The following is a 24,868-nucleotide window of genomic DNA, read 5'->3' as shown; positions in this document are numbered from 1 at the left end:
CGCGATCAGGGTGGCGCGGCGCTTTTCCCATTCGATCAGGTTGATGACCGGATCGGCGGCATTCGCGTCGGCCTCGTCAGGGAAATACATCCGCGTGTTCAACCCGATATTGATCCCGCGCGCGACGATCCACAAATTCAGATGCGGCGCCTGCACCGATCCGTTCCGCCCCGGAACCGGCCCCGGCTTCACCGTGTCGAAGCCCCATTCGCCGCTGTCGAAGTCGGTGATCACACGCCCCCAGCCGCGAAATCCGTCCTCGACCGGGCCGCCGCCCTCGGGATGGGCGTAATGCCCGTTCGCATTGGCCTGCCAGACCTCCAGCAGGACATCCTTGACCGGGCTTCCCGTGCCGTCGATGACCAGCCCCTCGACCCGGATCCGCTGTCCCTTCGCATTCGGCCCGGCGATGTCGCGGCCCAGTTCCTCGCGATAGATGTCAAAGCCCGCAGCGCCGGGCGCCAGACCGATATGGACATAGGGGCCCGCGGTCTGGGATGCGGATTCGCGCAGATAGTGCAATTCCTGTGGCATCAGTTTCCCTCCAGCCGGTTCTCGAACAGGGTCGAGCGGCGGCCGCGCAGCACAATGTCGAATTTATAGGCGATGGAATCCAGCGGGATCGTGGCGTTCAGATCCAGTTTCGCCGTCAATTGCTGGACCGCGTCCCTGTCGGGGATGGCATGGACGATGGGGCAATGCGCGATCAGCGGGTCGCCCTCGAAGTAAAGCTGGGTGATGAGTCGCTGCAGAAAGCCCGATCCGAAGACCGAGACATGGATATGGGCGGGGCGCCAGTTATTGACGCGGTTGCGCCACGGATAGGCGCCGGGCTTGATCGTGCGAAAGGCGTATTGTCCGTTCTCGTCGCTCAGCGTTCGCCCGCAGCCGCCGAAATTGGGGTCGATCGGGGCAAGATAGGTGTCCTTCTTGTGACGATAGCGCCCGCCCGAATTGGCCTGCCAGATCTCGACCAGGGTATTGGGGACCGGGCGCGCGTTTTCATCCAGCACGCGGCCATGGACGATGATCCGTTCGCCCACAGGATCGCCGGTTTTGGCGTAGTTGCGGATCAGATCGTTGTCGATCGGGTCGATGTCGGCATGGCCGAACCGCGGGCCGGTGATCTCGCTGATGGTGTTTTCCAGCGAGATCATCGGCCAGCGCGGGCTGCGGGCCACGCTGGTCTTGTATTTCGGGGTCAGCGCAGGCGGATGCAGGCTGCGGTCGCGCTGGTGGTATTCGGCGGGTTTCATTCGCTGACCTCCCCTTGCCGGGCATCCATCTGGGCATAGGTGTCCCGCGCCAGTTTCAGCGCGTGATTGGCGCGCGGCACGCCGGCATAGATCGCGACATGCTGAAACGCCTCGCGCACGTCCCGAGGGCTGGCCCCGGTCTGCGCGGTGGCACGGATATGCATTGGAATTTCTTCGAAATTGCCGGTTGCGGCCAGCAGCGCCAGCGTCAGCATGGATCGTTCGCGGCGCGTGATGCCGTCGCCGGCCCAGACGGTGCCCCAGGCGAAACGGGTGATCAGATCCTGGAACGGCGCATCCAGATCGGTTCTTTCGGCTTCGGCGCGATCGACATGGGCATCGCCCAGAACCTCGCGCCGGACCTTCATCCCTTGCGAATGGGTGTCAGACATGACCGATCTCCTTCAGGAAGCGGGTGATGATGGCGGCGTATTCGCGCGGCGTTTCCACGCAGGGAATATGGCCCGCGCCGGGGATCACGTCCATGCGCGCGCCCGGAATCAGATCGGCCGTGGCCTGCACCATCCCGGGCGGGGTGGCGCCGTCCCGATCGCCCGCGATCATCTGCACCGGCAGGCGCAGGCCGGTCGCCTGCTTGCGCAGATCGGCGGCCGCGATGGCCTCGCAGCAGGCGGCATAGCCTTCCAGGGGCTGACGCTCCAGCATCCGCTGCCAGGGCGACGCGGCCCCGCTGGCGCGGAAGCCGGCCGAGAACCAGCGCTCCATCGTCGCCGGTCCGATGCTGGCCAGACCATCGGCGCGGATGGCGGCGACCCGGTCGCGCCACATCGCCGCCTCGCCGATCTTTGCGGCGCTGTTCGACACGACCAGCCCGGCCAGCAGACCCGGATGCCGCAGCGCCAGCGACAATCCGATCAGCCCGCCGATGGACAGGCCCACGAAAACCGGCCGCGAAAGGCCGAGATGCGCGATCAGTCCGGCGGCATCATCCGCAAGCGCGTCCATGGTGCAGGGGCCGGGCGCGTCCTGCGACAGGCCGTGGCCGCGCTTGTCATATCGCACCACCCGCAGACCGTCGGGAAGATGGGGCAGCAGCCGGTCCCAGACCCGCAGATCGGTGCCCAGCGAATTGGCGAAGACCAGCGCCGGACCATCGCCGGGACCGTCATCGGCGTAATGCAGGTCAACCCCGTTGATCGTCGCGCTCAGCATCAGTATGGCAGCCCCACGTAATTTTCCGCAAAGGCGCGCTGCTGTGCGGGATTGTCGCGCAGAAAAGCCAGTTCGGCCTGCTGCATCTTCAGATCGAAGGGGTTCTGATCCGGATAGCGGTGCAGAAGACTGCTGAACCACCAGCTGAAGCGTTCGGCCTTCCAGACCCGCAGCAGCGCCCGTTCGGAATAGCGCTCGATCCCCTCGCGATCCCGTTCCTCGTAGAATTGCGCCAGCGCATGATAGAGGTAATGCACATCGCTGGCGGCAAGATTCAGTCCCTTGGCGCCGGTCGGCGGCACGATATGGGCGGCATCGCCGCACAGGAACAGCCGCCCCCACCGCATCGGCTCGGTCACGAAGGATCGCAGCGGGGCGATGGATTTCTCGATGCTCGGGCCGGTCGCCAGGCGTGCGGCGATCTCTTCGGGCAGGCGGCGGCGCAACTCGGCCCAGAAGGCGGCGTCGGTCCAGTCCTCGGGATGGTCGGACAGCGCGCACTGGATGTAGTAGCGCGACAGATTGTCGTTGCGCATCGAACACAGCGCGAAACCGCGTTCGGAATTGGCATAGATCAATTCCTCGTCGACCGGCGGCGTGCGCGACAGCACGCCAAGCCAGCCGAAAGGATAGGTCTTTTCGTATTCCCGCCGCAGATTCAGCGGGATGGCCTGACGGCTGATGCCGTGAAAGCCGTCGCAGCCGGCCACGAAGTCGCAGTCGATGCGGTGTTCCGCGCCGCTCTGCGCGTAGGTCACGAAGGGCGCGTCGCCATCGGCATCGTGGATGGCGACGTGATCGACCTCGAAGACGGTCCGCGCGCCCGTCGCCGCCCGTGCATCATAGAGATCGCGCGTCATCTCGGTCTGGCCATAGACGATCACCGGCTTGCCGGTCAGCGCCTTGAAATCGACATGAAAGATTTCGCCTCCGGCGGCGATCCGGGTGCCGTCATGCACGAAACCTTCGGCGCGAAGCCGGTTGGCGACCCCGGCCTCTTCCAGCAACGCGACCAGTCCCGATTCCAGCACGCCCGCGCGGATCCGACCCAGCACATAGTCGCGGGTCTTGCGTTCCAGCACCACGGCCTCGATGCCGCGCTTGTGCAGAAGCTGGCCCAGAAGCAGGCCCGCCGGACCGCCGCCGATGATCACGACCTGTGCGCGCATGATGCCCTTCCCCTCTCCGGTCGCAAGACTTGCATATGGAAATCGAAAGGTAAAATGAGATATGTGGCAGAATACTTACCAGAAAGCGCAATCATGGACCGACGCATCAAGATCCGCCACTTGCAGACCTTCACCGAGATCGTGCGCCAGCGCAGTCTGAAAGGCGCGGCCCGGCGGCTTTTGCTGACCCAGCCGGCCATCTCGCGAACGCTGTCGGAACTGGAGGAAATCCTGGGCGCCGAGCTGCTGACCCGCGGCCGCGGCGGTATCGCGCTGACGCCCGAGGGCGAATTCTTCCTGCCCCATGCGCAGACCAGCCTCGCGGCGCTGGAACAGGGCCTGGCGGGAATCGCACAGGCCGGCGGCGCGGGGGTGGCGCAGATGCGACTGGGGGCGCTGCCTTCGGTCGCGGCGCGATTGATGCCCGAGGTGCTGGTCGAACTCGGTCGCATGGAGGCCGATCTGCGGCTGGTCATCACGGACGGGCCGCACGGCTATCTGACGGCGCTGCTGCGCGACGGCCAGCTTGATGCCGTGATCGGGCGGCTGGGCGCGCCCGAGACGATGCGCGGCCTCAGCTTTACCCAGCTTTATCTGGAGCGGGTGGCGGTGGTGGTGCGGCCCGGCCATCCGATCCTGGCCGATCCCGACCTGCGGCGGATCGGCGATTGGCCGGTGATCTATCCGCCGCCCGGTTCGGCCATCCGGCCATTCGTGGAACGATTGCTGATCGCGCAGGGCATCCCGGTTCCGCGGCGCCGGGTGGAAAGCGTCTCGGGCGAATTCGGCCGCGTCCAGACGCGACACAGCGACGCCATCTGGTTCATCTCGGCCGGGGTCGTGGCCCGCGACATCAGTGAAGGCACGCTGACGCGGCTGCCGGTCGAGACGGCAATGACCGAAGGCCCGATCGGCCTGATGCGGCGCGCCGATGCACGGCCCGATCCGGCGCAGGACATGTTCGCCTTGGCCGTTCGGCGGGCGCTGGCCCGGCCGGGCTTTGCCGCCTGAGCAGGCACCTTGCGTCATATTCGGGCAGGTTCCGCGAAAGCGGCGTTTCGGGGGTTGTCCTTGGCCGATCCGGCCGGTAGGTTCCGGGCGATGCGCCGGCGCTCGGCCGCTTGCGTGCTTTCGACATGACAATTGATCAGGATTGGCGGGCCGCATGACGACGCTGAAACGGTTCCTTGTTCTTTCGGGTCTCTGCGCGGTTCTGGCGCAGCCCGGCGCGGTGCTGGCCCAGCAGCCCGGCGGTGGCGAGGCGCCGCCGCCGAAGGTGACGGTGGTCACGTTGCAGGCACGGGACGTGACGCTGACGGCCAGCCTGCCGGGTCGCGTCGTCGCTTCGGCCGAGGCCGAGCTGCGCCCACAGGTCGCCGGTCTCATCACCGAGCGATTGTTCGAGGAAGGCAGCCCCGTCCGCGCCGGCGATCCGCTGTACCGGATCGACCCTCGCAGCTATGAAGCCGCCCTCGCACAGGCCGAGGCATCGCTGTCGCAGGCCCAGGCGCAAGCCTCTGCCGCCGCCCGCGACGCCGAGCGGGTCGGCGCGCTGCGCGACCGCCGCGTCGCCAGCGAACAAAGCCAGGACAGTGCCATTGCCGCCCGCGACGCGGCCGAGGCGCAGGTGAAGGCCGCCGAGGCGCAGGTGCAGGCGGCGCGGATCGAGCTGGACCGGACCACGATCACCGCCCCCATAGACGGGGTGATCGGTCTGGCCCAGGCCAGTCCCGGCGCCCTGGTCACGGCTGGTCAGGCCAGCCCGCTGGCGGTGATCCGGCGCATCGATCCGGTGCGCGTGGACGTCACCCAGTCAGCGGCCGAGATCCTGCGCTGGCAGCGCCAGGGGGCCGATGCCGCGCTGCCGGCGGGCGCTGACCGCACTGTCGCGCTGCGTCTGGCCGATGGCAGCAGCTACGAATACACCGGCTCGCTGACCGCGGCCGAGCCGCGCGTGGACGAGACGACCGGAGTCGTGACCCTGCGGCTGGAATTCGCCAATCCCGACGGCTTCCTGTTGCCCGGCATGTATGTGCTGGCCGAAATTCCGCAGGGCCAGATCAAGGACGCGATCCTCGCCCCGCAAGAGGGGGTGACCCGCGACCGACGCGGCCGCCCCGTCGCCATGGTCGTGAATGCCGACAACGTGGTCGAGCAGCGGCAACTGGATATCGTGCAGGATCGCGGCAACAACTGGGTCGTTCGCGACGGCCTGTCGGCGGGCGACCGCCTGATCGTCGCCGGTCTTCAGCGTATCGGGGCGGGCATGACGGTCGCGCCCGAGGAACGCCCGGCCGATCCGGCCGGCGGCCAGCAGGGCAAGCCGGAAAAGCCGTCCGGAACGGCCAATCCCGCGCAGGCGGATCCGGGCGCATCCGGTGACGATGCCTCCGGCGCACCGGCCTCGGACAATGCCGCGACCGGGAGGGATGCGACCGGCAACGCAAGCAAGGCCGAAACGGCGGGCGCCTTGTCCCAGGGCGCGAATGCCCGGGACGGGTCGGCCGCACCGGCCCCGGACGCGCAGCCCGCCGCCGAATGAACCGCTTCTGACCACGCCCGGATAGGACGATTTCCCATGGCCCGCTTCTTCATCGACCGTCCGGTTTTCGCCTGGGTGATCTCGATCCTGATCATGGGCGTGGGCGTGCTGTCGATCCTGACCCTGCCCATTGCCCAATATCCGCAGATCGCGCCGCCCTCGGTCGCGATCCGGGCCGCCTATCCGGGCGCGTCGGCCGATACCGTCGCCAATACCGTGACCCAGATCATCGAACAGCAGATGACCGGACTGGACGGGCTGCGCTATATCTCGTCGTCGTCCAGTTCCTCGGGCACCTCGCAGACCACGCTGACCTTCGAGACCGGGACCGATGCCGACATCGCCCAGGTCCAGGTCCAGAACAAGCTGTCCCAGGCCACGCCGCTGCTGCCCGAGGCCGTGCAGAGGCAGGGCGTGACGGCGCAGAAATCCTCGGCCGGGTTCCTGATGGTCGTGGGCCTGATCGGGGACGAGAATTACGACCAGACCGACCTGTCGGACTATCTGGTCACGAATCTCGTCGATGATCTCAGCCGGATCGAGGGCGTGGGCAGCGTGCAGGTCTTTGGCGCGAAATACGCAATGCGGATCTGGCTGGATCCGTCGAAACTGGCCAATTACCAGATCACGCCATCCGATGTCGTCGCCGCGGTCTCGGCCCAGAACACGCAGATTTCGGCCGGCGCCTTCGGCAGCCAGCCCGCGCCCGAGGGTCAGCAGCTCAACGCCACCGTCACCGCGCAATCGCTGCTGTCCACGCCCGAGGATTTCCGCCAGATCGTGCTGCGGGCCGAGGAAAGCGGCGGCCTCGTGTTGCTGCGCGACGTGGCCCGCGTCGAGATCGGGGCCGAGAATTACAGCACGGCGGGAACCTATAACGGGCGCCCCTCATCGGGGATGGCGATCAGTCTTGCGCCGGGTGCCAATGCGCTGGACACGGCCAATCTGGTCAAGGCGCGGATGGCGGAATTCGCCCGGTTCTTCCCCGAAGGCGTGGACTACGTGATCCCCTTCGACACCTCGCCCTTCGTCAAGATCTCGATCGAGGAGGTGGTCAAGACCCTGATCGAGGCCATCGCGCTGGTTACCGTGGTGATGTTCGTCTTCCTGCAAAGCTGGCGCGCGACGCTGATCCCGACCCTGGCCGTGCCCATCGTCCTGCTGGGGACGTTCGGGATCATGGCGGTCTTCGGCTTTACCATCAACACCCTGACCATGCTGGCCATGGTTCTGGCGATCGGCCTTCTGGTCGACGACGCCATCGTCGTGGTCGAGAATGTCGAACGCATCATGGAGGAAGAAGGACTTTCCCCGCGCGAGGCGACGCGCAAATCCATGGGCCAGATCACCGGCGCGCTGGTCGGCATCGCGCTGGTGCTGTCGGCGGTCTTCGTGCCGATGGCGTTCTTTCCCGGCTCGACCGGCGTGATCTATCAGCAATTCGCGATCACGATCGTCTCGGCCATGGCGCTGTCGGTGGTCGTCGCGCTGACCCTGACGCCGGCGCTCTGCGCGCAGCTTCTGAAACCCGCGCATGGCAAGAGGCGCGGGTTCTTCGGGCTGTTCAACCGCGGCTTCGACGGCACCACGCGCGGCTATACCGGCCTTGTCGGCTGGATCGTGCGCCGGCCGCTGCGGGTGCTGCTGATCTATGCCGCCCTTGGTGCGGCGATGGTCTTTCTGTTCCTGCGCACGCCCGAAGGTTTTCTGCCGGATGAGGATCAGGGCATCATGTTCGTGCTGGTGAACGGGCCGACCGGGGCCACGACCGAACGGACCAGGGCGGTTCTGGATCAGGTCGAGAATTACTTCATGAACGAGGAAGGCGATGTGGTCGACAGCATGTTCGCCGTCGCCGGGTTCAGTTTCGCGGGGCAGGGTCAGAACGTGGGCATCGCCTTCGTGCGGCTGAAGGACTGGAACCAGCGTCCCGATCCGTCGCAGTCGGTGCAGGCGCTGGCGGGCCGGGCCTTCGGCGCGCTGAGCCAGATCCGGGACGCGATGGTGTTCCCGATCGTGCCGCCCTCGGTGATCGAGCTTGGCAATGTCTCGGGCTTCGACTTCTACCTTCAGGCGCGCGGCGGCCAGAGCCACGAACAACTGCTGGAGGCGCGCAACCAGTTGCTGGGAATGGCGGCCCAGAGCCCGCTGATCGCGCAGGCCCGTCCCTCGGGCCTGGAAGACGCGGCGCAGTTCAATCTCGACATCGACTGGCGCAAGGCGGGGGCGATGGGGGTGACGGCCGACAACGTGGCCACGCTGCTTCAGATCGCCTGGACCGGCGCCTATGTGAATGATTTCGTCGATCGTGGCCGGATCAAGCGGGTCTATGTCCAGGGCGAGGCGGATTCGCGCGCCGGACCCTCGGATCTGGACAAGTGGCGGGTGCGCAACGCGACCGGCGGGCTGGTGCCGTTCGCGAACTTCGCGGAGGGCGAATGGACCTTCGGGCCGCAGGGTCTGAACCGCTATAACGGCATTCCTTCGATGCAGATCCAGGGCAGTCCCGCGCCGGGTGTGTCCTCGGGCGACGCCATGGCCGAGATCGAGCGGCTGGTCGGCCAGTTGCCCGGCGGTTTCGATGTCGCATGGACGGGCCTGTCGCTGGAGGAACGGCAGGCCGGGGACCAGACGATGCTGCTTTATGCGCTGTCGCTGGCCGCCGTGTTCCTGTGCCTGGCGGCGCTTTACGAAAGCTGGTCGATCCCGCTGGCGGTGATCCTGGTCATGCCCATCGGAATCCTCGGCGCCCTTGCCGGCGCCTGGGCGGGGGCCTTCGACAACGGGGTCTTCTTCCAGGTCGGATTGCTGACGGTGATCGGGCTGACCGGCAAGAACGCGATCCTCATCGTCGAATTCGCGCGCGAGCAGTCGCAGGCCGGGATGCCGCTGTTCAAGGCCGTGGTCGAGGCCGCGCGCCAGCGGTTCCGCCCGATCATCATGACCTCGATCGCCTTTTCGCTGGGTGTCCTGCCGCTGGTCCTGTCTTCGGGCGCGGGCGCGAACGGGCGCAACGCCATCGGCGCGACCGTGCTGGGCGGAACCCTGGCCGCCACCGCGTTGGGTATCCTGTTCGCGCCGCTGTTCTACGTGCTGATGCGCCGCCTGCTGGGCCGCAAGGACCAGTTCGACTGAGGCCGGGGATGGCCGCGCGTCTCTTCACGCCGCGGCGCGCGGCCCCTGGATACGACCCGCGGGCCTTGCCTGCCTCTGGGAGAGACCGCCTTGATCGACAAGCTGGAAATGTTCCTTGCCGTCGCGAAAGAACGTCATTTCGGCCGCGCCGCCACCAGCCTGGGCATAACCCAGCCCACCCTGTCTGCCGGCATCAAGCAGCTTGAGGAACAGCTTGGCGTCCTGCTGATCTTTAGAGGCTCGCGCTTTGGCGGCCTGACGCCCGAGGGGCAGGCGGCACTGATCTGGGCACGCAGGATCGTCGGCGACAGCCGCCAGTTGCGCGAAGAGATGCGGGCCACCCGGCACGGCCTGTCGGGACGGTTGCGCATCGCTGTCATCCCGACCGCGCTGACCTGGGCCGCGCGGATCAGCGCCCGCTTCGGCCGGGCCCATCCGAACGTCGCCTTCACCATCCTGTCGCGCAATTCGGTCGAGATTTTGCAGATGATCGACGATCTCGACGTCGATGCGGGGATTTCCTATCTGGACAACGAACCGCTGGGCAAGGTCTCGACCGTGCCGCTTTACGACGAACGCTACATGCTGGTCTGCGACCCGGGCAGCGATCTGGCGGGTCGCGATCGCGTGGCATGGGCTGATCTGGACGGGCAGCGGCTGTGCCTGCTGACCTCGGACATGCAGAACCGGCGGATCATCAATCGCAACCTTTCGGCCGCCGGGGTGACGCCGCAGGCCAGCGTCGAATCCGGCTCGACCGTGGTGCTGGTCTCCCATGTGGTCGAGGGGGGCTGGGTCACCATCCTGCCCGAGGATATCGCCGCCTTTCTGGGCCACGGCAAGAACCTGCGCCTGATCCCGCTGGAAAAGCCGCAGACGATTCACGCCGTGGGTCTGGTCGCGCCGTGGCGCGAACCGCATACGCCGGTGCTGGAGGCGCTGTTGGCCGAGGCGCGGCGGCTGGTTGTCGATAGGTAATTTCTATCGACTGACGGAATTGCGTTATTGATTTTCCATTGCCGGACCTGTTTGCTGAAGCCACGGGACCGTCGAAAGGCCAGCCATGCATCACGATGCGCAAGCCCCGACCGAGAACGAGATTCGCGCGGTCGCCGCGCCGCTCGCCTCGCTCGAAGGGCCGTTACTGCCGATGCTGCACGCGGTGCAGCACGAATACGGCTGCGTGCCCGAAGCCGCGGTGCCGGTTCTGGCCGATCTGCTGAACCTGTCGCGGGCCGAGGTCCACGGTGTCGTCAGCTTCTACCACGATTTCCGCAAGGCTCCGGCGGGAAAGCATATTCTGCGCCTCTGCCGGGCCGAGGCCTGTCAGTCCATGGGCGGCCAAGCCCTGGCCGAGGCGACCCTGGCAAGGCTGGGCATCGGCTGGCACGACACCACGGCCAATGGCGCGGTCACGGTCGAGCCGGTCTATTGCCTGGGCCTGTGCGCCTGCGCCCCCGCCGCCATGCTGGACGACCGCGTCGTCGCGCGACTGGATGCGGCCCGCCTTGACAGATTGCTGGCCGAGGCCGGCGCATGAGGATCTGGGTTCCCATGGACAGCGCCGCGAAGGCCGTCGGCGCCGACGAGGTGGCCGAAACCATCGCCCGCGAGGCCGCATCACGCGGAATTGACGTGCGGATCATCCGCAACGGCTCGCGCGGCATGATCTGGCTGGAACCCCTGGTCGAGATCGACCGCGGAGACGGGCGCGTGGGCTACGGCCCCGTCGCGCCCGAGGATGTGGCCGCGCTGCTGGACGGCAAGCTGGAAAGCCTGGGCCCGGTCGAGGCGATCCCGTTCTTTGCCCGCCAGACCCGTTTGACCTTCGCGCGCTGCGGTTTGACCGATCCGCTGGATTACGACGATTACCAGGCCCATGGCGGTCTGGCCGGATTGCGCCGGGTCATTGCCATGAGCCAAGAGGAGATCGTGCAGGAGGTCACCGCCAGCGGGCTGCGCGGGCGGGGCGGTGCGGGCTTTCCCACCGGCATCAAGTGGAAGACGGTGATGCAGGCCGAGGCCATGCAGAAATACATCGTCTGCAACGCCGATGAGGGCGACAGCGGCACCTTCGCCGACCGCATGATCATGGAGGGCGATCCCTTCACCCTGATCGAGGGCATGGCGATCGCGGGGATCGGCGTGGGTGCGACGCGCGGCTATGTCTATCTGCGCAGCGAATATCCCGATGCGATCCGGGCAATGAACGCGGCGGTCGGGATCGCGCGCAGGCGCGGCCTGCTGGGCCCATCCGTTCTGGGATCGGATCACGCCTTCGAGATGGAGATCCGCGTGGGCGCGGGCGCCTATGTCTGCGGCGAGGAAACCAGCCTGCTCAACAGCCTCGAAGGCAAGCGCGGCGTGGTGCGCGCCAAGCCGCCGCTGCCGGCGCTGGAAGGATTTCTGGGCAAGCCGACCGTGGTCAACAACGTCATCACGCTGGCCACGATCCCCGTGATCTTCGAGAAGGGCGCCGACCATTACGCGGGCTTCGGCCATAACAGGTCGCGCGGCACTGCGACGCTGCAGATCGCCGGCAATGTGAAACGCGGCGGATTGTTCGAGGCCGGATTCGGCCTGACTTTGGGCGAGGTCGTCAACGACGTCGCCGGCGGCACCGCCAGCGGCCGGCCCGTGAAGGCGGTGCAGGTCGGCGGACCGCTGGGCGCCTATCTGCATGAGGGTCAGTTCGACACCAGGATGGGCTACGAGGAATTCGACGCCGAGGGCGGGCTGATCGGCCATGCCGGGCTGGTCGTGTTCGACGACAGCGCCGACATGCTGCGCATGGCGCGCTTCGCGATGGAGTTCTGCGCCATCGAATCCTGCGGCAAATGCACGCCCTGCCGCATCGGCGCGGTGCGTGGGGTCGAGACCATCGACCGCATCGCCGCCGGCGATCCCGCCGCCGCCGAATTGCTGACCGATCTGTGCGAGACGATGAAGGACGGCTCGCTCTGCGCGCTTGGCGGCTTCACCCCGTTCCCGGTCATGTCCGCACTGCGCCATTTCCCCGACGACTTCGCGACCCGCAAGGAGGCCGCCGAATGAAGGACTTCATCATCCCGCAATTCCCGCCCGGTTCCGATCCGCAGGACGAGCGCGACATGGGAACGCCCGCCCGGTCGGGCGCCCCCGTCAGCCTGAGCATCGACGGTTTCGCGGTGACAGTGCCCGAGGGCACTTCGGTCATGAGGGCCGCGGCCGAGGCCGGGATCATGGTTCCCAAGCTCTGCGCCAGCGACAATATGGAAGCCTTTGGATCCTGCCGCCTCTGCGTCGTCGAGATCGAGGGCCGCAAGGGCACGCCCGCATCCTGCACCACGCCCGTGGCGGAAGGCATGGTCGTTCACACCCAGTCCGGCAAGGTCAAGCGCATCCGCAAGGGGGTGATGGAGCTGTATATCAGCGATCACCCGCTGGATTGCCTGACCTGCGCGGCCAATGGCGATTGCGAATTGCAGGATGCGGCGGGGCAGGTGGGTCTGCGCGACGTGCGCTATGCGCCCGGCCAGAACCATTTCGATCCCTCGGGCAGCGGCGCGCGCAGCCAGGCCGAGGCGCGGCTGCGGATGCCGGTCGATCAGGCCAATCCCCGTTATGTGCCGAAGGACGAAAGCAACCCCTATTTCACGTTCGATCCGTCGAAATGCATCGTCTGTTCGCGCTGCGTCCGGGCCTGCGAAGAGGTGCAGGGCACCTTCGCGCTGACCATCGAGGGGCGCGGCTTCGACAGCAAGGTCAGCGCCGGGGCGGCGACCGACGATTTCCTGCATTCCGAATGCGTCAGTTGCGGTGCCTGCGTGCAGGCCTGTCCGACCGCGACCTTGCAGGAAAAATCCGTGATCGAGATGGGCACGCCGCATCGGTCGGTCATCACCACCTGTGCCTATTGCGGCGTCGGATGCAGCTTCAAGGCAGAGCTGAACGGCGATCAGCTTGTCCGCATGGTCCCCTACAAGCATGGCAAGGCGAACCGGGGCCATTCCTGCGTCAAGGGCCGCTTCGCCTATGGCTATGCCAACCACCGCGACCGCATCCTCAAGCCGATGATCCGCGACCGCATCGACGAGCCCTGGCGCGAGGTCGAATGGGACGAGGCTCTGGCCTTTGCCGCCGGCCGGATGAGTGCGTTGCAGCAGAAATACGGCCGCCGGTCGATCGGCGTCATCACCTCAAGCCGCTGCACCAACGAGGAAACCTACCTGGTGCAGAAACTGGCGCGGGCGGTGTTTCTGAACAACAACACCGATACCTGCGCCCGGGTCTGCCATTCGCCGACCGGCTACGGACTGGGCAAGACCTTCGGCACCTCGGCCGGCACGCAGGATTTCGACAGTGTCGAGAAGGCCGATGTGGTGATGATCATCGGTGCCAATCCGACCGATGGCCACCCGGTCTTCGCCAGCCGGCTGAAAAAGCGGCTGCGTCAGGGCGCGCGGCTGATCGTCGTGGATCCGCGCCGCACCGATATCGTGCGCAGCCCGCATGTCGAGGCAGCCTATCACCTGCCGCTGCGGCCGGGCACCAACGTCGCCGTCGTCACCGCAATGGCGCATGTCATCGTGACCGAGGGGCTGGTGGACGAAGCGTTCATCCGCGAGCGCTGTGACTGGGACGAATTTCAGCATTACGCCGAATTCGTCAGTCAGGACCGCCACAGCCCCGAAACCATGCAGCCGCTGACCGGCGTTCCCGCCGCCGATCTGCGTGCCGCCGCGCGGCTTTACGCGACCGGCGGCAACGGGGCGATCTATTACGGTCTGGGCGTGACCGAACATTCCCAGGGCTCGACCACGGTCATGGGGATCGCCAACCTTGCGATGCTGACCGGCAATGTCGGACGCGAGGGCGTCGGCGTGAACCCTCTGCGGGGGCAGAACAACGTCCAGGGTTCCTGCGACATGGGCAGCTTTCCGCATGAACTGCCCGGCTATCGCCATGTGAAACTGCCCGATGTCCGCAAGATCTTCGAGACGGCGTGGGGGGTCGAGATCGACCCCGAACCCGGCCTGCGCATCCCCAACATGCTTGATGCGGCGGTCGAGGGAACGTTCAAGGGGCTTTACTGCCAGGGCGAGGATATCCTGCAATCGGACCCCGATACCCACCATGTCGCGGCGGGCCTGAAGGCGATGGAATGCGTCATCGTCCATGATCTGTTTCTGAACGAGACCGCGAATTACGCCCATGTCTTCCTGCCGGGTTCGTCCTTCCTCGAAAAGGAGGGCACCTTTACCAATGCCGAACGCCGCATCAACCGCGTCCGCCGGGTCATGGCGCCGCTGAACGGTTTCGAGGACTGGGAGGTGACGCAGGCCCTGGCCAACGCGATGGGCGCGAACTGGACCTATACCCATGCCAGTCAGATCATGGACGAGATCGCGGCGACCACCCCCACATTCGAAGGCGTCAGCTTTGCCCTTCTGGAAGAGAAGGGATCGGTCCAGTGGCCCTGCAACGAGGCCGCGCCCGAAGGCACGCCGACGATGCATGTGGATCACTTCGTGTCGGGCAAGGGCCATTTCATCGTCACCGAATATCTGCCGACCGACGAGAAGTCCGGGCCGCGTTTCCCGCTGCTGCTGACCACGGGGCGGATCCTGTCGCAATACAATGTGGGCGCGCAGACGCGGCGGACCGCGAATGTCGTCTGGCACCCCGAGGACGTTCTGGAAATCCACCCCCACGACGCCGAGACGCGCGGCGTGAACCAGGGCGACTGGGTGCGGCTGGCCAGCCGATCGGGCGAGACGACGCTGCGGGCGACCCTGACCGACCGGGTGGCGCCGGGCGTGGTCTACACGACCTTCCACCATCCGGCGACGCAGGCCAATGTCGTGACCACGGATTTTTCGGACTGGGCGACGAACTGTCCGGAATACAAGGTGACGGCAGTGCAGGTCAGTCCCTCGAACGGGCCTTCGGACTGGCAGGAATGCTATAACGAACAGGCCGAACGCGCCCGCCGCATCCTGCCCGCCGCGGAATGACAACGCTGCCCGATCCCCTGGCCCGCGTGCAGGCGGTCCATGTCCGGCCGGGCAGCCGCGCCGCCGCGCAGCGTGTCGTGCCCGAGGAAACGCCGGTCGCACTGGTCTATGACGGCACCACCCACGCGGTGATGATGGCGACGCCCGCCGATATCGAGGATTTCGCGATCGGCTTCTCGCTGACCGAAGGGATCGTGACCGGGACCGGTCAGATCGCCTCGTGCGAGATCGTGACCCACGACAAGGGCGTCGAGGCGCGGATCTGGCTGGCCGAGGACCGGGGCGATGCGCTGGCCGCGCGGCGGCGCACGCTGGCCGGACCGGTGGGCTGCGGGCTGTGCGGGATCGACAGCCTCGATCAGGCGGTGCGCGCGCTGCCCGATCGCCACGGCGCGGGCCCGGTGCTGAGCGTCGAAGAGATCGCCGGCGCCACCGAATCCCTGCGCGGCTGGCAGCCGCTGCACGACCAGAGCCGGGCGGTCCACGCCGCCGGGTTCCTGATGCCAGGCAAGGGCGTGGTCCTGGCACGCGAGGATGTGGGACGGCACAACGCGCTGGACAAGCTGATCGGCGCGATGGCACGGCAGGGTCATCAGGCGGGGCAGGGCGCCTTCGTGCTGACCAGCCGCGTCTCGGTCGAGATGGTGCAGAAATGCGCCATGGCGGGCGGCTGTGTGCTGATCGCCGTCTCCGCCCCCACTGCCCATGCCCTGCGGCTGGCAACGGGCGCGGGCATCACCCTGGCCGCCTTCGCGCGCGGCGAGGGATTCGATCTGTTCTGCCACCCCGAACGCCTGCGGGACGAGGTTTCCGATGTCGCCTGAAAAGATGGTCGTCATGGCCAACCAGATCGCCGCCTTTTTCAACACCCAGCCGGGGGATCCGGCGCCGAAGGTCGCGGCCCATCTGGCCGATTTCTGGGAACCCCGGATGCGGACGCAGTTGCAGGATTACATTCGCGCCGGCGGCGCTGGCCTCGACCCCAGCGTCGAGGCCGCCGCAAGGCTTCTGCGGGACTGACCCCATCGCCATTCGCGGCGGCTGAAATGGCCTTCACGAGATCCTGATGTCGCAGCACCCCGGCCTGTCGTGCCGTTCTTTGCCTTTGCGTGAAACCCGGCTGCCAGTCGCGGGTTGGATCCGCAAAGGCATGAAGAACCGCGGGAGCAGGAAATGTCCGAGACGCTGGATCTGTCGCGACTGCGCGTATGCGTGGTGATGAACCGGGGCTCGGGCCGCGGAAAGGAGAAACGACTGCGCGGCCAGATCGAGGACGCACTGAAGCCGCGCTGCGCGCATTTCGAGATCCGTCCCACGACACGCGGCAGCGATCTGACCGACATGGCGCGGCAGGCGGTCGGCGACGGCTTTGGCCTGATCATCGCCTGCGGCGGCGATGGCACGCAATCGGCAGTGGCCGGGGCGCTGGCCGGGACAGAGGCCGTCATGGGTATTCTGCCCGGCGGAACCTTCAACTACTTTGCCCGCGACCTGGGCGTCGGCGAGACGATCGAGGATGCGCTGGAGACCATCTGCAACGGTTGCGCCCGTCCGATCGACATCGGCCAGATCGAAAATCTCATCTTTCTGAACAATGTCAGCCTTGGCGCCTATCCACATATCCTGAAGACCCGTGAAAGCATCTACAAGCGCTGGGGCCGGTCGCGGATCGCGGCCTATTGGTCGGTGCTGGTCGCCCTGCGCCGCCTGCGCCACCCGATGCAATTGAAAGCCCGCGTGAACGGCGATACGCGCGATGTCACGACCGCGCTGGTCTTCGTCGCCCGCAGCGCCTATCAGCTGGACAATTTCGGGCTGGAAGGCGCAGACGCGATCCGGCAGGGCAAGTTCGCATTGCTGATCGCGAAGGCGCTGAAGCCGATGCCGCTGATCCGCTCTGCGTTGCGGCTGGCCTTCGGGTTTTCCGCCCGAAACAGCGATTTCGACCTGATCGAGACCGATGAGGTCACGATCGAATCGCGCAAGCACAGGATGCTGGTCGCCCATGACGGCGAAAAGACGGTGATGGCCAGTCCGTTCCGCCTGCGGGTCTGGCATGACGGTTTGCAGGTGCTGTTGCCGGCGGACGGGGTCAACAAGACAAGGGACAACGGCGGATGACCCGGATCCTGCATCTGTCGGATCTGCATTTCGGGTTTCACCGTCAGTCTCTTGTCGAACCGCTGCTGGCGCGGATCAACCGGGCGGCTGCGGATCTGGTCGTCGTCACCGGTGATCTGACCCATCGTGGACGTCCCGGTCAATACGGGCTGGCCGCCGATTTCCTGTCGCGTATCACCGCGCCGGTGCTGAGCGTGCCGGGAAACCATGACGTGCCGCTCTACAATATCCCGGTGCGTTTCCTGATCCCCTGGCGCGGCTACCGGCTGGCGATCAACCCCGATCTTGATCCGGCCGGCGTTGCGGGCAGGGTCCGCGTGCTGGGCCTGAACAGCGTCGATCCCTTTGCCTGGCAGCGCGGCGTGATCCGCGATGGAGAGATCGCCCGACTGACCGCCAGCCTTGATCCGCTGGCGGTGAACATCGTCGCGCTGCATCATCCGTTGCAGCACATGCCGGGTGTGGACAAGGAACTGGCCGCCCGCGCCCCGCAATTGCTGCGACGCCTGGAAGCGGCGGGCGTCAGCATGGTTTTCAGCGGCCATCTGCACGTCTGGAGCGCCGCGAACCTGCTGGATCACGGCCATCGGCGCATTCTTCAGGTGCAGGCGGGCACGGCGCTGTGCGCGCGCGAAAGCGACAGGCAGAACGAATTCGCGGTGCTGGACATCGACGGCGACGAGGCGGTGATCCACCGCCATGTCGCGCCCATGGCGCAGGACGATTTCGACCCGCCTCAGACGCTGCGGCTGTCGCGCGCCGGCGGCGCATGGCGGCTGATCGAAGGATCCGAACCCGAGCCGATACTGCCCGGCGCGACGGAAACCGCCTTCAGCACCGCGTGAACCGGCTTGCCCGGATGCAGCGCCAGCGCCTGGGCCGATCGTGTCGTGATCCGCGCCAGCAGCGTCTGGGATCCTGCCTCCAGCCGCACCAGCATGGCGCCATCATCGGGGGTCAGGTCGCGGACCACGCCCGCCAGCACGTTCAGCGCCGAGATGCCCGTCGGGCGATCCAGCGCGATCATCACGTCCTGCGCCAGAATCCGCAGGCGCAGCACGGCGCCCGTCGCGCTGTCGATCCGCGACAGCCACAAGGGCCCGGCAGCACTTGCAAGGCGCGTCAGGCCGTCGGCCTCCTGCGCCTCGATCCGCGCGGACAGGATCGCGCCCACCTCGCGCGGACCCAGAAGCGGCGCTGTGGCGGGATCGGACAGGATCTGCGCGGCGGGGCCGGATGCGGCGACGCGGCCGGCCCGCAGCAGCACGATGGTGTTTGCAAGCCGCGCAACCTCGGCGGCGGAATGGCTGACATAGAGGATCGGCAGGCCGGTCTCGTCCCTCAGACGTTCCAGATAGGGCAGGATTCCGTCCTTGCGGGCCTGATCCAGCGCCGCGAGGGGCTCGTCCATCAGCAGCAGGCGGGGATTGGACAGGATCGCGCGGCCCAGGGCCACCCTCTGGCGTTCGCCCCCCGACAGGGCTGCGGGACGGCGCTGCAACAGATGCCCGATGCCCAGCATCTCGACCACGCGATCCTGCACGGCGCCGCCGCCATGCGAGAAGCGGCGTCCGTAAAGCAGGTTCTGCCGCACGCTGAGATGCGGAAACAGCCGCGCCTCCTGAAAGACATAGCCGATACCGCGCCGGTGGGGCGGAAGAAATCGGCGTGCCGCGGTATCCGTCAGGACGGTGCCGCCAGCCTCGATGCGGGCGTGGTCGGGGCGCATCAGGCCGGCGACGGCGTTGACGATGCTGGTCTTGCCCGATCCCGACTGGCCGAACAGGGCGGTAACGCCGGCCGGGGCCTCGAATCGCGCATCCAGCGTGAAGTCCGCAAAGGCGTGGCGGATGGCGACGGACAGCATCATCCGCCCCCGATGCGGCGGGCCACGGCGCGCGACAGGGCTTCGGACAGGAACAGCGCGCCCATGGCAATGGCGACGGCGATCAGGACCAGCCGCACGGCCGCGCCCTCGCCCCCCGGCACCTGAAGGAAGGCATAGATGGCCGAGGGCAGGGTCTGGGTCTGGCCGGGAATGTTGGACACGAAGGTGATCGTCGCACCGAATTCGCCCATCGCCTTGGCAAAGGCCAGGATCATGCCCGCAAGGATTCCGGGCAGGATCAGCGGCAGGGTGATGGTCGCGAAGACCCATGGCCGCGAGGCGCCCAGCGTCGAGGCGGCCTGTTCCAGTTTCGGGTCCACCGCCTCGATGGCCAGCCGGATCGCGCGGACCATCAGCGGAAAGGCCATGATCGCAGCGGCCAGCGCCGCGCCCGTCCAGCGAAAGGCGAAGACGATGCCGAACTGGTCGAGGAATGCACCGATGCTGCCGCGCCGGCCGAAGGTCAGCAGCAGCAGATAGCCGGTCACGACCGGCGGCAGGACCAGCGGCAGATGGACCAGCCCGTTCAGAAGCCCGCGGCCCGCAAACCGCCAGCGCGCCAGCGCATAGGCCACCAGCAAACCCGGCGGCAGGCTGGCCAGCACCGCCACCGCCGAGACCTTCAGCGACAGCGCGACCGCCTGCCATTCCTGCGGGGACAGCCAGTCCGGCACGCTAGTTCAGCATCCTGAAGCCCTGAGCCTCGAAGATCTGCCCGGCGGCCTTTCCCGACAGCGCCTGATAAAAGGACCGCGCCGAGGCGTCATCGGCGTTCTTCAGCAAGGCGGCCGGGTAGATGATCGGTGGATAACTGCCGGCTGGAAAGGTGCCCACCACGCTGACATCGGGGTCGGCCACGGCATCGGTCGCATAGGTCACGCCCAACGGCGCCTCCCCGGCCGAAACCAGTGCCAGGGCTGCGCGCACATTGTCGGCCTGCGCCACGTCGGCCCGCACATCGTCCCACAACCCCAGATTGACCAGCGCCGCCCTGCCATATTGCCCGGCCGGCACGGCATCGACCAGCGCCATGGCCAGCTTGCCGCCCTCCAGCAATCCTTGCAGATCGGTGTCGGGTCCGATCTCGACCGGCGGCGCACCATCCTTCCTTGCAGGGGCGATCAGCACCAGCCTGTTGCCCAGCAGATCCTTGCGCGCGCCATCGGCCACCAGACCCGCGTCCTGGACCTCGTCCATCCAGGCGACATTGGCCGAGATGAACAGGTCCGCCGGCGCCCCGGCGATGATCTGTCGGGCCAATTGTCCCGATCCGGCATAGGATATCGCCACCCGATCGCCGGTCTTCGTGGTGAAGTCGGCGGCGATCAGGTCCAGCGCGGTCTTCAGCGAGGCCGCCGCGAAGACGGTGACATCGCCGGCATGGGCGGGCAGCGCGGCCACGAAAGCCGCGGCGATCAGGAACGGGCGCATTCGGATCTCGGCATGTCGTAATATCCGCCCGAACCTAACGGAATCCTGCCTCGGCAGGCAAGCGATATTTCCGTCCCGACATATCGGGACGATCGTTCGCCGCCTTGTCGTCCGATCAGCGTCGCAAGGCACTTTCCCCGTTGAGTTTCGCGTCTTTCCTGACTATATCCGATCCAGTCAATCGGGCGACAGGGTCAGAACAGGCCGCATGGGAACGGGTCGGGCATCGTGCCGCGACCCTTTGTCGTTGCCGCGACGGGCATCATAAAGACCGGCGGAGCCAACCGTCAGGCCAGTGAAATCGAACCAAAGGAAACCGATCATATATGTGCGCTAAAGCGACGATGGAGGAATTCGAAGCCCTCCTGAACGAAAGCTTCGACATGGACACGCCCGATGAGGGCAGCGTCGTCAAGGGCCGCGTCATCGCCATCGAGGCGGGTCAGGCCATCATCGATGTCGGCTACAAGATGGAAGGCCGCGTCGATCTGAAAGAATTTGCAAATCCCGGCGAAGAGGCCAACATCACCGTCGGCGACGAGGTCGAGGTCTATCTGGACCGCGTGGAAAACGCCCGCGGCGAAGCCTCGATCAGCCGCGAAAAGGCCCGCCGCGAGGAAGCCTGGGACCGTCTGGAAAAAGCCTATGCCGATGAAGAGCGCGTCGAGGGCGCCATCTTCGGTCGCGTCAAGGGCGGCTTTACCGTCGATCTGGGCGGCGCCGTGGCCTTCCTGCCAGGCTCGCAGGTCGATGTGCGTCCGGTGCGCGATGCCGGCCCGCTGATGGGTCTGAAACAGCCGTTCCAGATCCTGAAGATGGATCGTCGCCGCGGCAATATCGTCGTGTCGCGTCGCGCCATTCTGGAAGAATCGCGTGCCGAACAGCGCGCCGAGGTCATCGCCAACCTGACCGAGGGTCAGACGGTCGACGGCGTCGTCAAGAACATCACCGAATACGGCGCCTTCGTCGATCTGGGTGGTGTTGATGGCCTGTTGCACGTCACCGACATGGCGTGGCGCCGCGTGAACCACCCCTCCGAGATCCTGTCGATCGGCGAGACGGTGAAGGTTCAGGTCATCAAGATCAACAAGGACAGCCACCGCATCAGCCTGGGCATGAAGCAGCTTCAGGCCGATCCCTGGGATACCGTCACCGACAAGTTCCCGCTGGGCAGCGTCCATCAGGGCCGCGTGACCAACATCACCGATTACGGTGCCTTCGTGGAACTGGAGGCCGGTGTCGAGGGTCTGGTCCATGTCAGCGAAATGAGCTGGACCAAGAAGAACGTCCATCCGGGCAAGATCGTCTCGACCTCTCAGGAAGTCGAAGTGATGGTGCTGGAGATCGACGAAGCCAAGCGCCGCGTCTCGCTGGGTCTGAAACAGACCATGCGCAACCCGTGGGAGGTTTTCGCCGAAACCCATCCGACCGGCACCGTCATCGAGGGCGAGGTCAAGAACATCACCGAATTCGGTCTGTTCGTGGGCCTGGAAGGCGATATCGACGGCATGGTCCATCTGTCCGACATCAGCTGGGACGCGCGCGGCGAGGATGCCATCCAGGACTTCCGCAAGGGCGACATGGTCAAGGCCGTCGTCCAGGACGTGGATGTCGAGAAAGAACGGATCAGCCTGTCGATCAAGGCGCTCGAGAACGAGCATATGGCCGAGGCGGTCGACGGCGTGAAGCGTGGCTCGATCGTGACGGCCGTGGTCAGCGCCATCGAGGATGGTGGCATCGAGGTGGAATATAATGGCGTCAAGTCGTTCATCCGCCGCAGCGATCTGGCCCGTGATCGTCAGGACCAGCGTCCCGAGCGGTTCCAGCTCGGCGACAAGGTGGATGCGCGCGTCACCAATATCGATACCAAGACCCGCCGCCTGGGTCTGTCGATCAAGGCCCGCGAGATCGCCGAGGAAAAGGAAGCGATCGACACCTATGGCAGCTCGGATTCGGGTGCGTCGCTGGGCGATATCCTGGGCGCCGCGCTGAACCGCGACAAGTAGGCGCGCCCGTCCCACGACCCGACACCCGCCCCGGCCACCGCCGCGGGCGGGTTCTTCCTTGCCTGAACCGGGGCGTGTACCTGACGTCATTCTGGCGTTTTCCCCAGCAGTTTTCAGGGCTTGGCCGAAACAAGCAGCTTGCGCGAAAACGTCAAAGCTGGCATCGCTAGGAAACTTGTGGGTGTTTTCGTGCGTTGCTTTCGGTCACAGGGTTCGGTCTGCCTTGGCGGCCTGGACAGCAGCAAACATCAGGGGGGCATGATGATCCGTTCCGAATTGATCCAGAAGATTGCCGACGAAAATCCGCATCTCTTCAGGCGCGATGTCGAGCGGATCGTGAATACGGTCTTCGAGGAGATCATCGACGCGATGGCACGGGGCGATCGGGTGGAACTGCGCGGCTTCGGCGCATTTTCGGTCAAGAAGCGCGACGCCCGCACCGGCCGCAATCCGCGCACGGGCGAATCCGTTGATGTCGACGAAAAGCACGTGCCCTTCTTCAAGACCGGCAAATTGCTGCGTGATCGGTTGAACGGCGAGGCCTGACCGGCGTAGAACGGGGATGATCGCGTCGCGCATCGCCGCGCGCCCCCATCCGAGGATCACCCATGCGCTTCATCCGTCTGCTGTTCGTAGCCCTTCTGGCCATCGTGCTGATCGCGGTCGCCCTCGCCAATCGCCAGATGGTGACGCTGTCGGCCTTTCCGGCGAATTTCGGGCAATTCCTGGGCGGAACCTGGTCGGTCAACCTGCCCCTGTTCTTCGTCATTTTCCTGGCCTTCGCGGTCGGGATGCTCGCCGGGCTGGTCTGGGAATATCTGCGCGAAACCCATATCCGCCGCGAGGCGCGTCAGCGCAGCGCCGAGGTCGCCCGGCTGGAAAACGAGGTCGGCGGACTGCGCCACCGCCATGCCGCGCCACGCGACGAGGTGCTGGCGATCCTGGATCGACCGAAGACCAGCACGACGCCGCCGCGCTCCGGCGCCTCGGCCCAGCCCGCCCCCGGCACGTCGCTGCCCGCCAGTTCGCGATAGATCGCCGTGACGCAGGTCAAGATTTGCGGGCTGCGCGAAAGGGAACATGTCAGAACCGCCGTCGAGGCCGGCGCGCATTACCTGGGCTTCGTCTTCTTCGCCGGATCGCCCCGCGCGGTGACGCCTGACCAGGCTGCGGCGCTGGCCGATGTTGTCCCGCCCGGAATAGCCCGGGTCGGCCTGTTCGTGAATCCCGACGACGCGACGCTGGATCAGGTGCTGTCCACCGCGCCGCTGGACATGATCCAGCTTCACGGCACCGAACAGCCCGGCCGCGTTTCCGCGATCAGGGCCCGGACCGGCCTGCCCGTGATGAAGGCCGTGGGCGTCTCCGGTCCCGAGGATCTGTCGGCGCTGACCGATTACGGACTGGTCGCCGACCTGCTGCTGGTCGATGCCAAGCCGCCAAAGGGCGCGGTTCTGCCAGGCGGCAACGGCCTGGCCTTCGACTGGCACCTGCTTTCCGCGCGGCGCTGGCTGCGGCCCTGGTTTCTCGCGGGCGGGCTGACGCCGCAGAACGTGGCCGAGGCGATCCGCCTGACCCGCGCGCCGGCCGTCGATGTCAGTTCCGGCGTCGAGGCCGCGCCCGGGATCAAGGATCACGACCTGATCCGCGATTTCATCCGGGCCGCCGGATAAGCCCGCCGCTGGTCTGAACCGCCGCGCGCAGATCGAGGGCGTGTGCGTCGCCCCGGATCTTCGCAGTCGTGGCCTTGGCGAGGCATTGATGCGCGACGCCGAATACCGCGCCCGCACCGAAGGCTGCGCCCTGATCCGGTTCACCAGCAACCCGACCCGGACGGGTGCGCGGCGCTTCTGTGACCGCCCGGGCTTCACGCCCGGCCATATCGGTTATAAGAAACCCTCTGGACTTCTTCGTTGTCCCAATACCCGAATCCAACCGTGAAGGCAGACCCATGGCCGACGATCTGGTGAACAGCTTCAAGACCGGCCCCGATGAACAGGGCCGCTTCGGCATCTATGGCGGCCGTTTCGTCAGCGAGACGCTGATGCCGCTGATCCTGTCACTGGAGGCCGAATACGAACGCGCCAAGACCGACGCCGATTTCTGGGCGCAGATGGATGATCTCTGGACCCATTATGTCGGTCGCCCCTC

At 66.4% G+C, this 24,868-nt stretch carries 24 protein-coding genes and 1 pseudogene; 17 read left to right on the top strand and 8 right to left on the bottom strand.

Features of this window, described 5'->3' with window-relative positions; all coding sequences use genetic code 11:
• The 5 genes from pcaG to pobA form a co-directional block, all read right to left on the bottom strand.
• A partial coding sequence (pcaG, locus tag B4A72_RS05155) for a protocatechuate 3,4-dioxygenase subunit alpha (RefSeq protein WP_292978189.1) occupies nt 1–534 on the bottom strand: 534 nt, incomplete at its 3' end.
• Nucleotides 534–1,256 carry a protocatechuate 3,4-dioxygenase subunit beta gene (gene pcaH / locus B4A72_RS05150; protein WP_292955681.1) on the bottom strand — a complete coding sequence of 241 codons (723 nt, stop codon included), beginning with the start codon at nt 1,254–1,256 and terminating at the stop codon, nt 534–536. The genes pcaG and pcaH, both read right to left, overlap by 1 nt.
• The gene (gene pcaC, locus B4A72_RS05145) at nt 1,253–1,648 is read right to left on the bottom strand and encodes a 4-carboxymuconolactone decarboxylase (protein WP_292955678.1); all 396 of its coding nucleotides are present in this window, start codon (nt 1,646–1,648) and stop codon (nt 1,253–1,255) included. The genes pcaH and pcaC overlap by 4 nt, the downstream gene beginning before the upstream one ends.
• On the bottom strand, nt 1,641–2,429 hold the full coding sequence (gene pcaD, locus B4A72_RS05140) for a 3-oxoadipate enol-lactonase (protein WP_292955675.1): 789 nt from the start codon (nt 2,427–2,429) through the stop codon (nt 1,641–1,643). The genes pcaC and pcaD overlap by 8 nt, the downstream gene beginning before the upstream one ends.
• Nucleotides 2,429–3,598, bottom strand: coding sequence for a 4-hydroxybenzoate 3-monooxygenase (gene pobA, locus B4A72_RS05135; protein ID WP_292978188.1), 1,170 nt, complete (start codon nt 3,596–3,598; stop codon nt 2,429–2,431). The genes pcaD and pobA overlap by 1 nt, the downstream gene beginning before the upstream one ends.
• A 93-nt stretch (nt 3,599–3,691) precedes the next feature.
• On the opposite strand from pobA, the gene pcaQ reads away from it, so the two are divergent.
• From pcaQ to B4A72_RS05080, 11 genes are all read left to right on the top strand, one after another.
• Nucleotides 3,692–4,609, top strand: a complete 918-nt coding sequence (gene pcaQ / locus B4A72_RS05130) for a pca operon transcription factor PcaQ (RefSeq protein ID WP_292978187.1) — start codon at nt 3,692–3,694, stop codon at nt 4,607–4,609.
• Between the two features lie 154 nt (nt 4,610–4,763).
• The gene (locus tag B4A72_RS05125; protein WP_292978186.1) at nt 4,764–6,140 is read left to right on the top strand and encodes an efflux RND transporter periplasmic adaptor subunit; all 1,377 of its coding nucleotides are present in this window, start codon (nt 4,764–4,766) and stop codon (nt 6,138–6,140) included.
• A 36-nt stretch (nt 6,141–6,176) separates the two neighbouring features.
• Entirely contained in the window at nt 6,177–9,275 is a 3,099-nt protein-coding gene (locus B4A72_RS05120; protein ID WP_292955663.1) for an efflux RND transporter permease subunit, read from the top strand.
• A gap of 90 nt (nt 9,276–9,365) precedes the next feature.
• Nucleotides 9,366–10,253, top strand: coding sequence for a LysR family transcriptional regulator (locus B4A72_RS05115; RefSeq protein ID WP_292955660.1), 888 nt, complete (start codon nt 9,366–9,368; stop codon nt 10,251–10,253).
• An 85-nt stretch (nt 10,254–10,338) separates the two neighbouring features.
• The gene (locus B4A72_RS05110; protein WP_292955657.1) at nt 10,339–10,815 is read left to right on the top strand and encodes a formate dehydrogenase subunit gamma; all 477 of its coding nucleotides are present in this window, start codon (nt 10,339–10,341) and stop codon (nt 10,813–10,815) included.
• Nucleotides 10,812–12,329, top strand: a complete 1,518-nt coding sequence (locus B4A72_RS05105) for a formate dehydrogenase beta subunit (protein ID WP_292955654.1) — start codon at nt 10,812–10,814, stop codon at nt 12,327–12,329. Before B4A72_RS05110 ends, B4A72_RS05105 begins: the two co-directional genes overlap by 4 nt.
• Nucleotides 12,326–15,271: a formate dehydrogenase subunit alpha gene (fdhF, locus tag B4A72_RS05100; RefSeq protein WP_292955651.1), complete on the top strand. Its 2,946-nt coding sequence runs from the start codon at nt 12,326–12,328 to the stop codon at nt 15,269–15,271. Before B4A72_RS05105 ends, fdhF begins: the two co-directional genes overlap by 4 nt.
• Nucleotides 15,268–16,095: a formate dehydrogenase accessory sulfurtransferase FdhD gene (gene fdhD / locus B4A72_RS05095; RefSeq protein WP_292955648.1), complete on the top strand. Its 828-nt coding sequence runs from the start codon at nt 15,268–15,270 to the stop codon at nt 16,093–16,095. The genes fdhF and fdhD overlap by 4 nt, the downstream gene beginning before the upstream one ends.
• Nucleotides 16,085–16,291, top strand: a complete 207-nt coding sequence (locus B4A72_RS05090; protein WP_292955645.1) for a formate dehydrogenase subunit delta — start codon at nt 16,085–16,087, stop codon at nt 16,289–16,291. The genes fdhD and B4A72_RS05090 overlap by 11 nt, the downstream gene beginning before the upstream one ends.
• A gap of 153 nt (nt 16,292–16,444) precedes the next feature.
• Nucleotides 16,445–17,392 (top strand): diacylglycerol/lipid kinase family protein, encoded by a 948-nt coding sequence (locus B4A72_RS05085; RefSeq protein WP_292955641.1) that lies wholly within the window; start codon nt 16,445–16,447, stop codon nt 17,390–17,392.
• Nucleotides 17,389–18,237, top strand: a complete 849-nt coding sequence (locus tag B4A72_RS05080) for a metallophosphoesterase family protein (protein WP_292955638.1) — start codon at nt 17,389–17,391, stop codon at nt 18,235–18,237. The genes B4A72_RS05085 and B4A72_RS05080 overlap by 4 nt, the downstream gene beginning before the upstream one ends.
• Here B4A72_RS05080 and modC read toward each other — a convergent pair.
• From modC to modA, 3 genes are read right to left on the bottom strand one after another with little or no spacing between them, the layout of a single operon-like run.
• Entirely contained in the window at nt 18,129–19,262 is a 1,134-nt protein-coding gene (gene modC, locus B4A72_RS05075; protein ID WP_292955635.1) for a molybdenum ABC transporter ATP-binding protein, read from the bottom strand. The genes B4A72_RS05080 and modC overlap by 109 nt on opposite strands.
• On the bottom strand, nt 19,259–19,954 hold the full coding sequence (gene modB, locus B4A72_RS05070) for a molybdate ABC transporter permease subunit (RefSeq protein ID WP_292978185.1): 696 nt from the start codon (nt 19,952–19,954) through the stop codon (nt 19,259–19,261). The genes modC and modB overlap by 4 nt, the downstream gene beginning before the upstream one ends.
• 1 nt (nt 19,955) lies before the next feature.
• Complete coding sequence (gene modA, locus B4A72_RS05065; protein WP_292951049.1) at nt 19,956–20,711, bottom strand: molybdate ABC transporter substrate-binding protein; 756 nt, start codon at nt 20,709–20,711, stop codon at nt 19,956–19,958.
• A gap of 326 nt (nt 20,712–21,037) precedes the next feature.
• Here modA and rpsA point away from each other — a divergent pair, with 326 nt between their 5' ends.
• From rpsA to B4A72_RS05035, 6 genes and pseudogenes are all read left to right on the top strand, one after another.
• Nucleotides 21,038–22,717, top strand: coding sequence for a 30S ribosomal protein S1 (gene rpsA, locus B4A72_RS05060; RefSeq protein ID WP_292951047.1), 1,680 nt, complete (start codon nt 21,038–21,040; stop codon nt 22,715–22,717).
• A gap of 261 nt (nt 22,718–22,978) precedes the next feature.
• On the top strand, nt 22,979–23,263 hold the full coding sequence (gene ihfB, locus B4A72_RS05055) for an integration host factor subunit beta (protein ID WP_292951045.1): 285 nt from the start codon (nt 22,979–22,981) through the stop codon (nt 23,261–23,263).
• A gap of 62 nt (nt 23,264–23,325) precedes the next feature.
• Nucleotides 23,326–23,751 carry a LapA family protein gene (locus B4A72_RS05050; protein ID WP_292951043.1) on the top strand — a complete coding sequence of 142 codons (426 nt, stop codon included), beginning with the start codon at nt 23,326–23,328 and terminating at the stop codon, nt 23,749–23,751.
• A complete protein-coding gene (locus B4A72_RS05045; protein ID WP_292951055.1) occupies nt 23,752–24,390 on the top strand; it encodes a phosphoribosylanthranilate isomerase in 639 nt (212 codons plus the stop codon).
• Nucleotides 24,368–24,658: a GNAT family N-acetyltransferase gene (locus B4A72_RS05040; protein WP_349675816.1), complete on the top strand. Its 291-nt coding sequence runs from the start codon at nt 24,368–24,370 to the stop codon at nt 24,656–24,658. Before B4A72_RS05045 ends, B4A72_RS05040 begins: the two co-directional genes overlap by 23 nt.
• A 10-nt stretch (nt 24,659–24,668) precedes the next feature.
• A pseudogene (locus B4A72_RS05035) lies at nt 24,669–24,868 on the top strand (tryptophan synthase subunit beta); the annotation flags it as partial.

This window comes from Paracoccus sp. UBA5162 (assembly GCF_002413585.1).
Classification (GTDB): domain Bacteria; phylum Pseudomonadota; class Alphaproteobacteria; order Rhodobacterales; family Rhodobacteraceae; genus Paracoccus.
The sequence above is the reverse complement of the archived record's forward strand: the minus strand, read 5'-3'. Positions and strand labels throughout refer to the sequence as shown.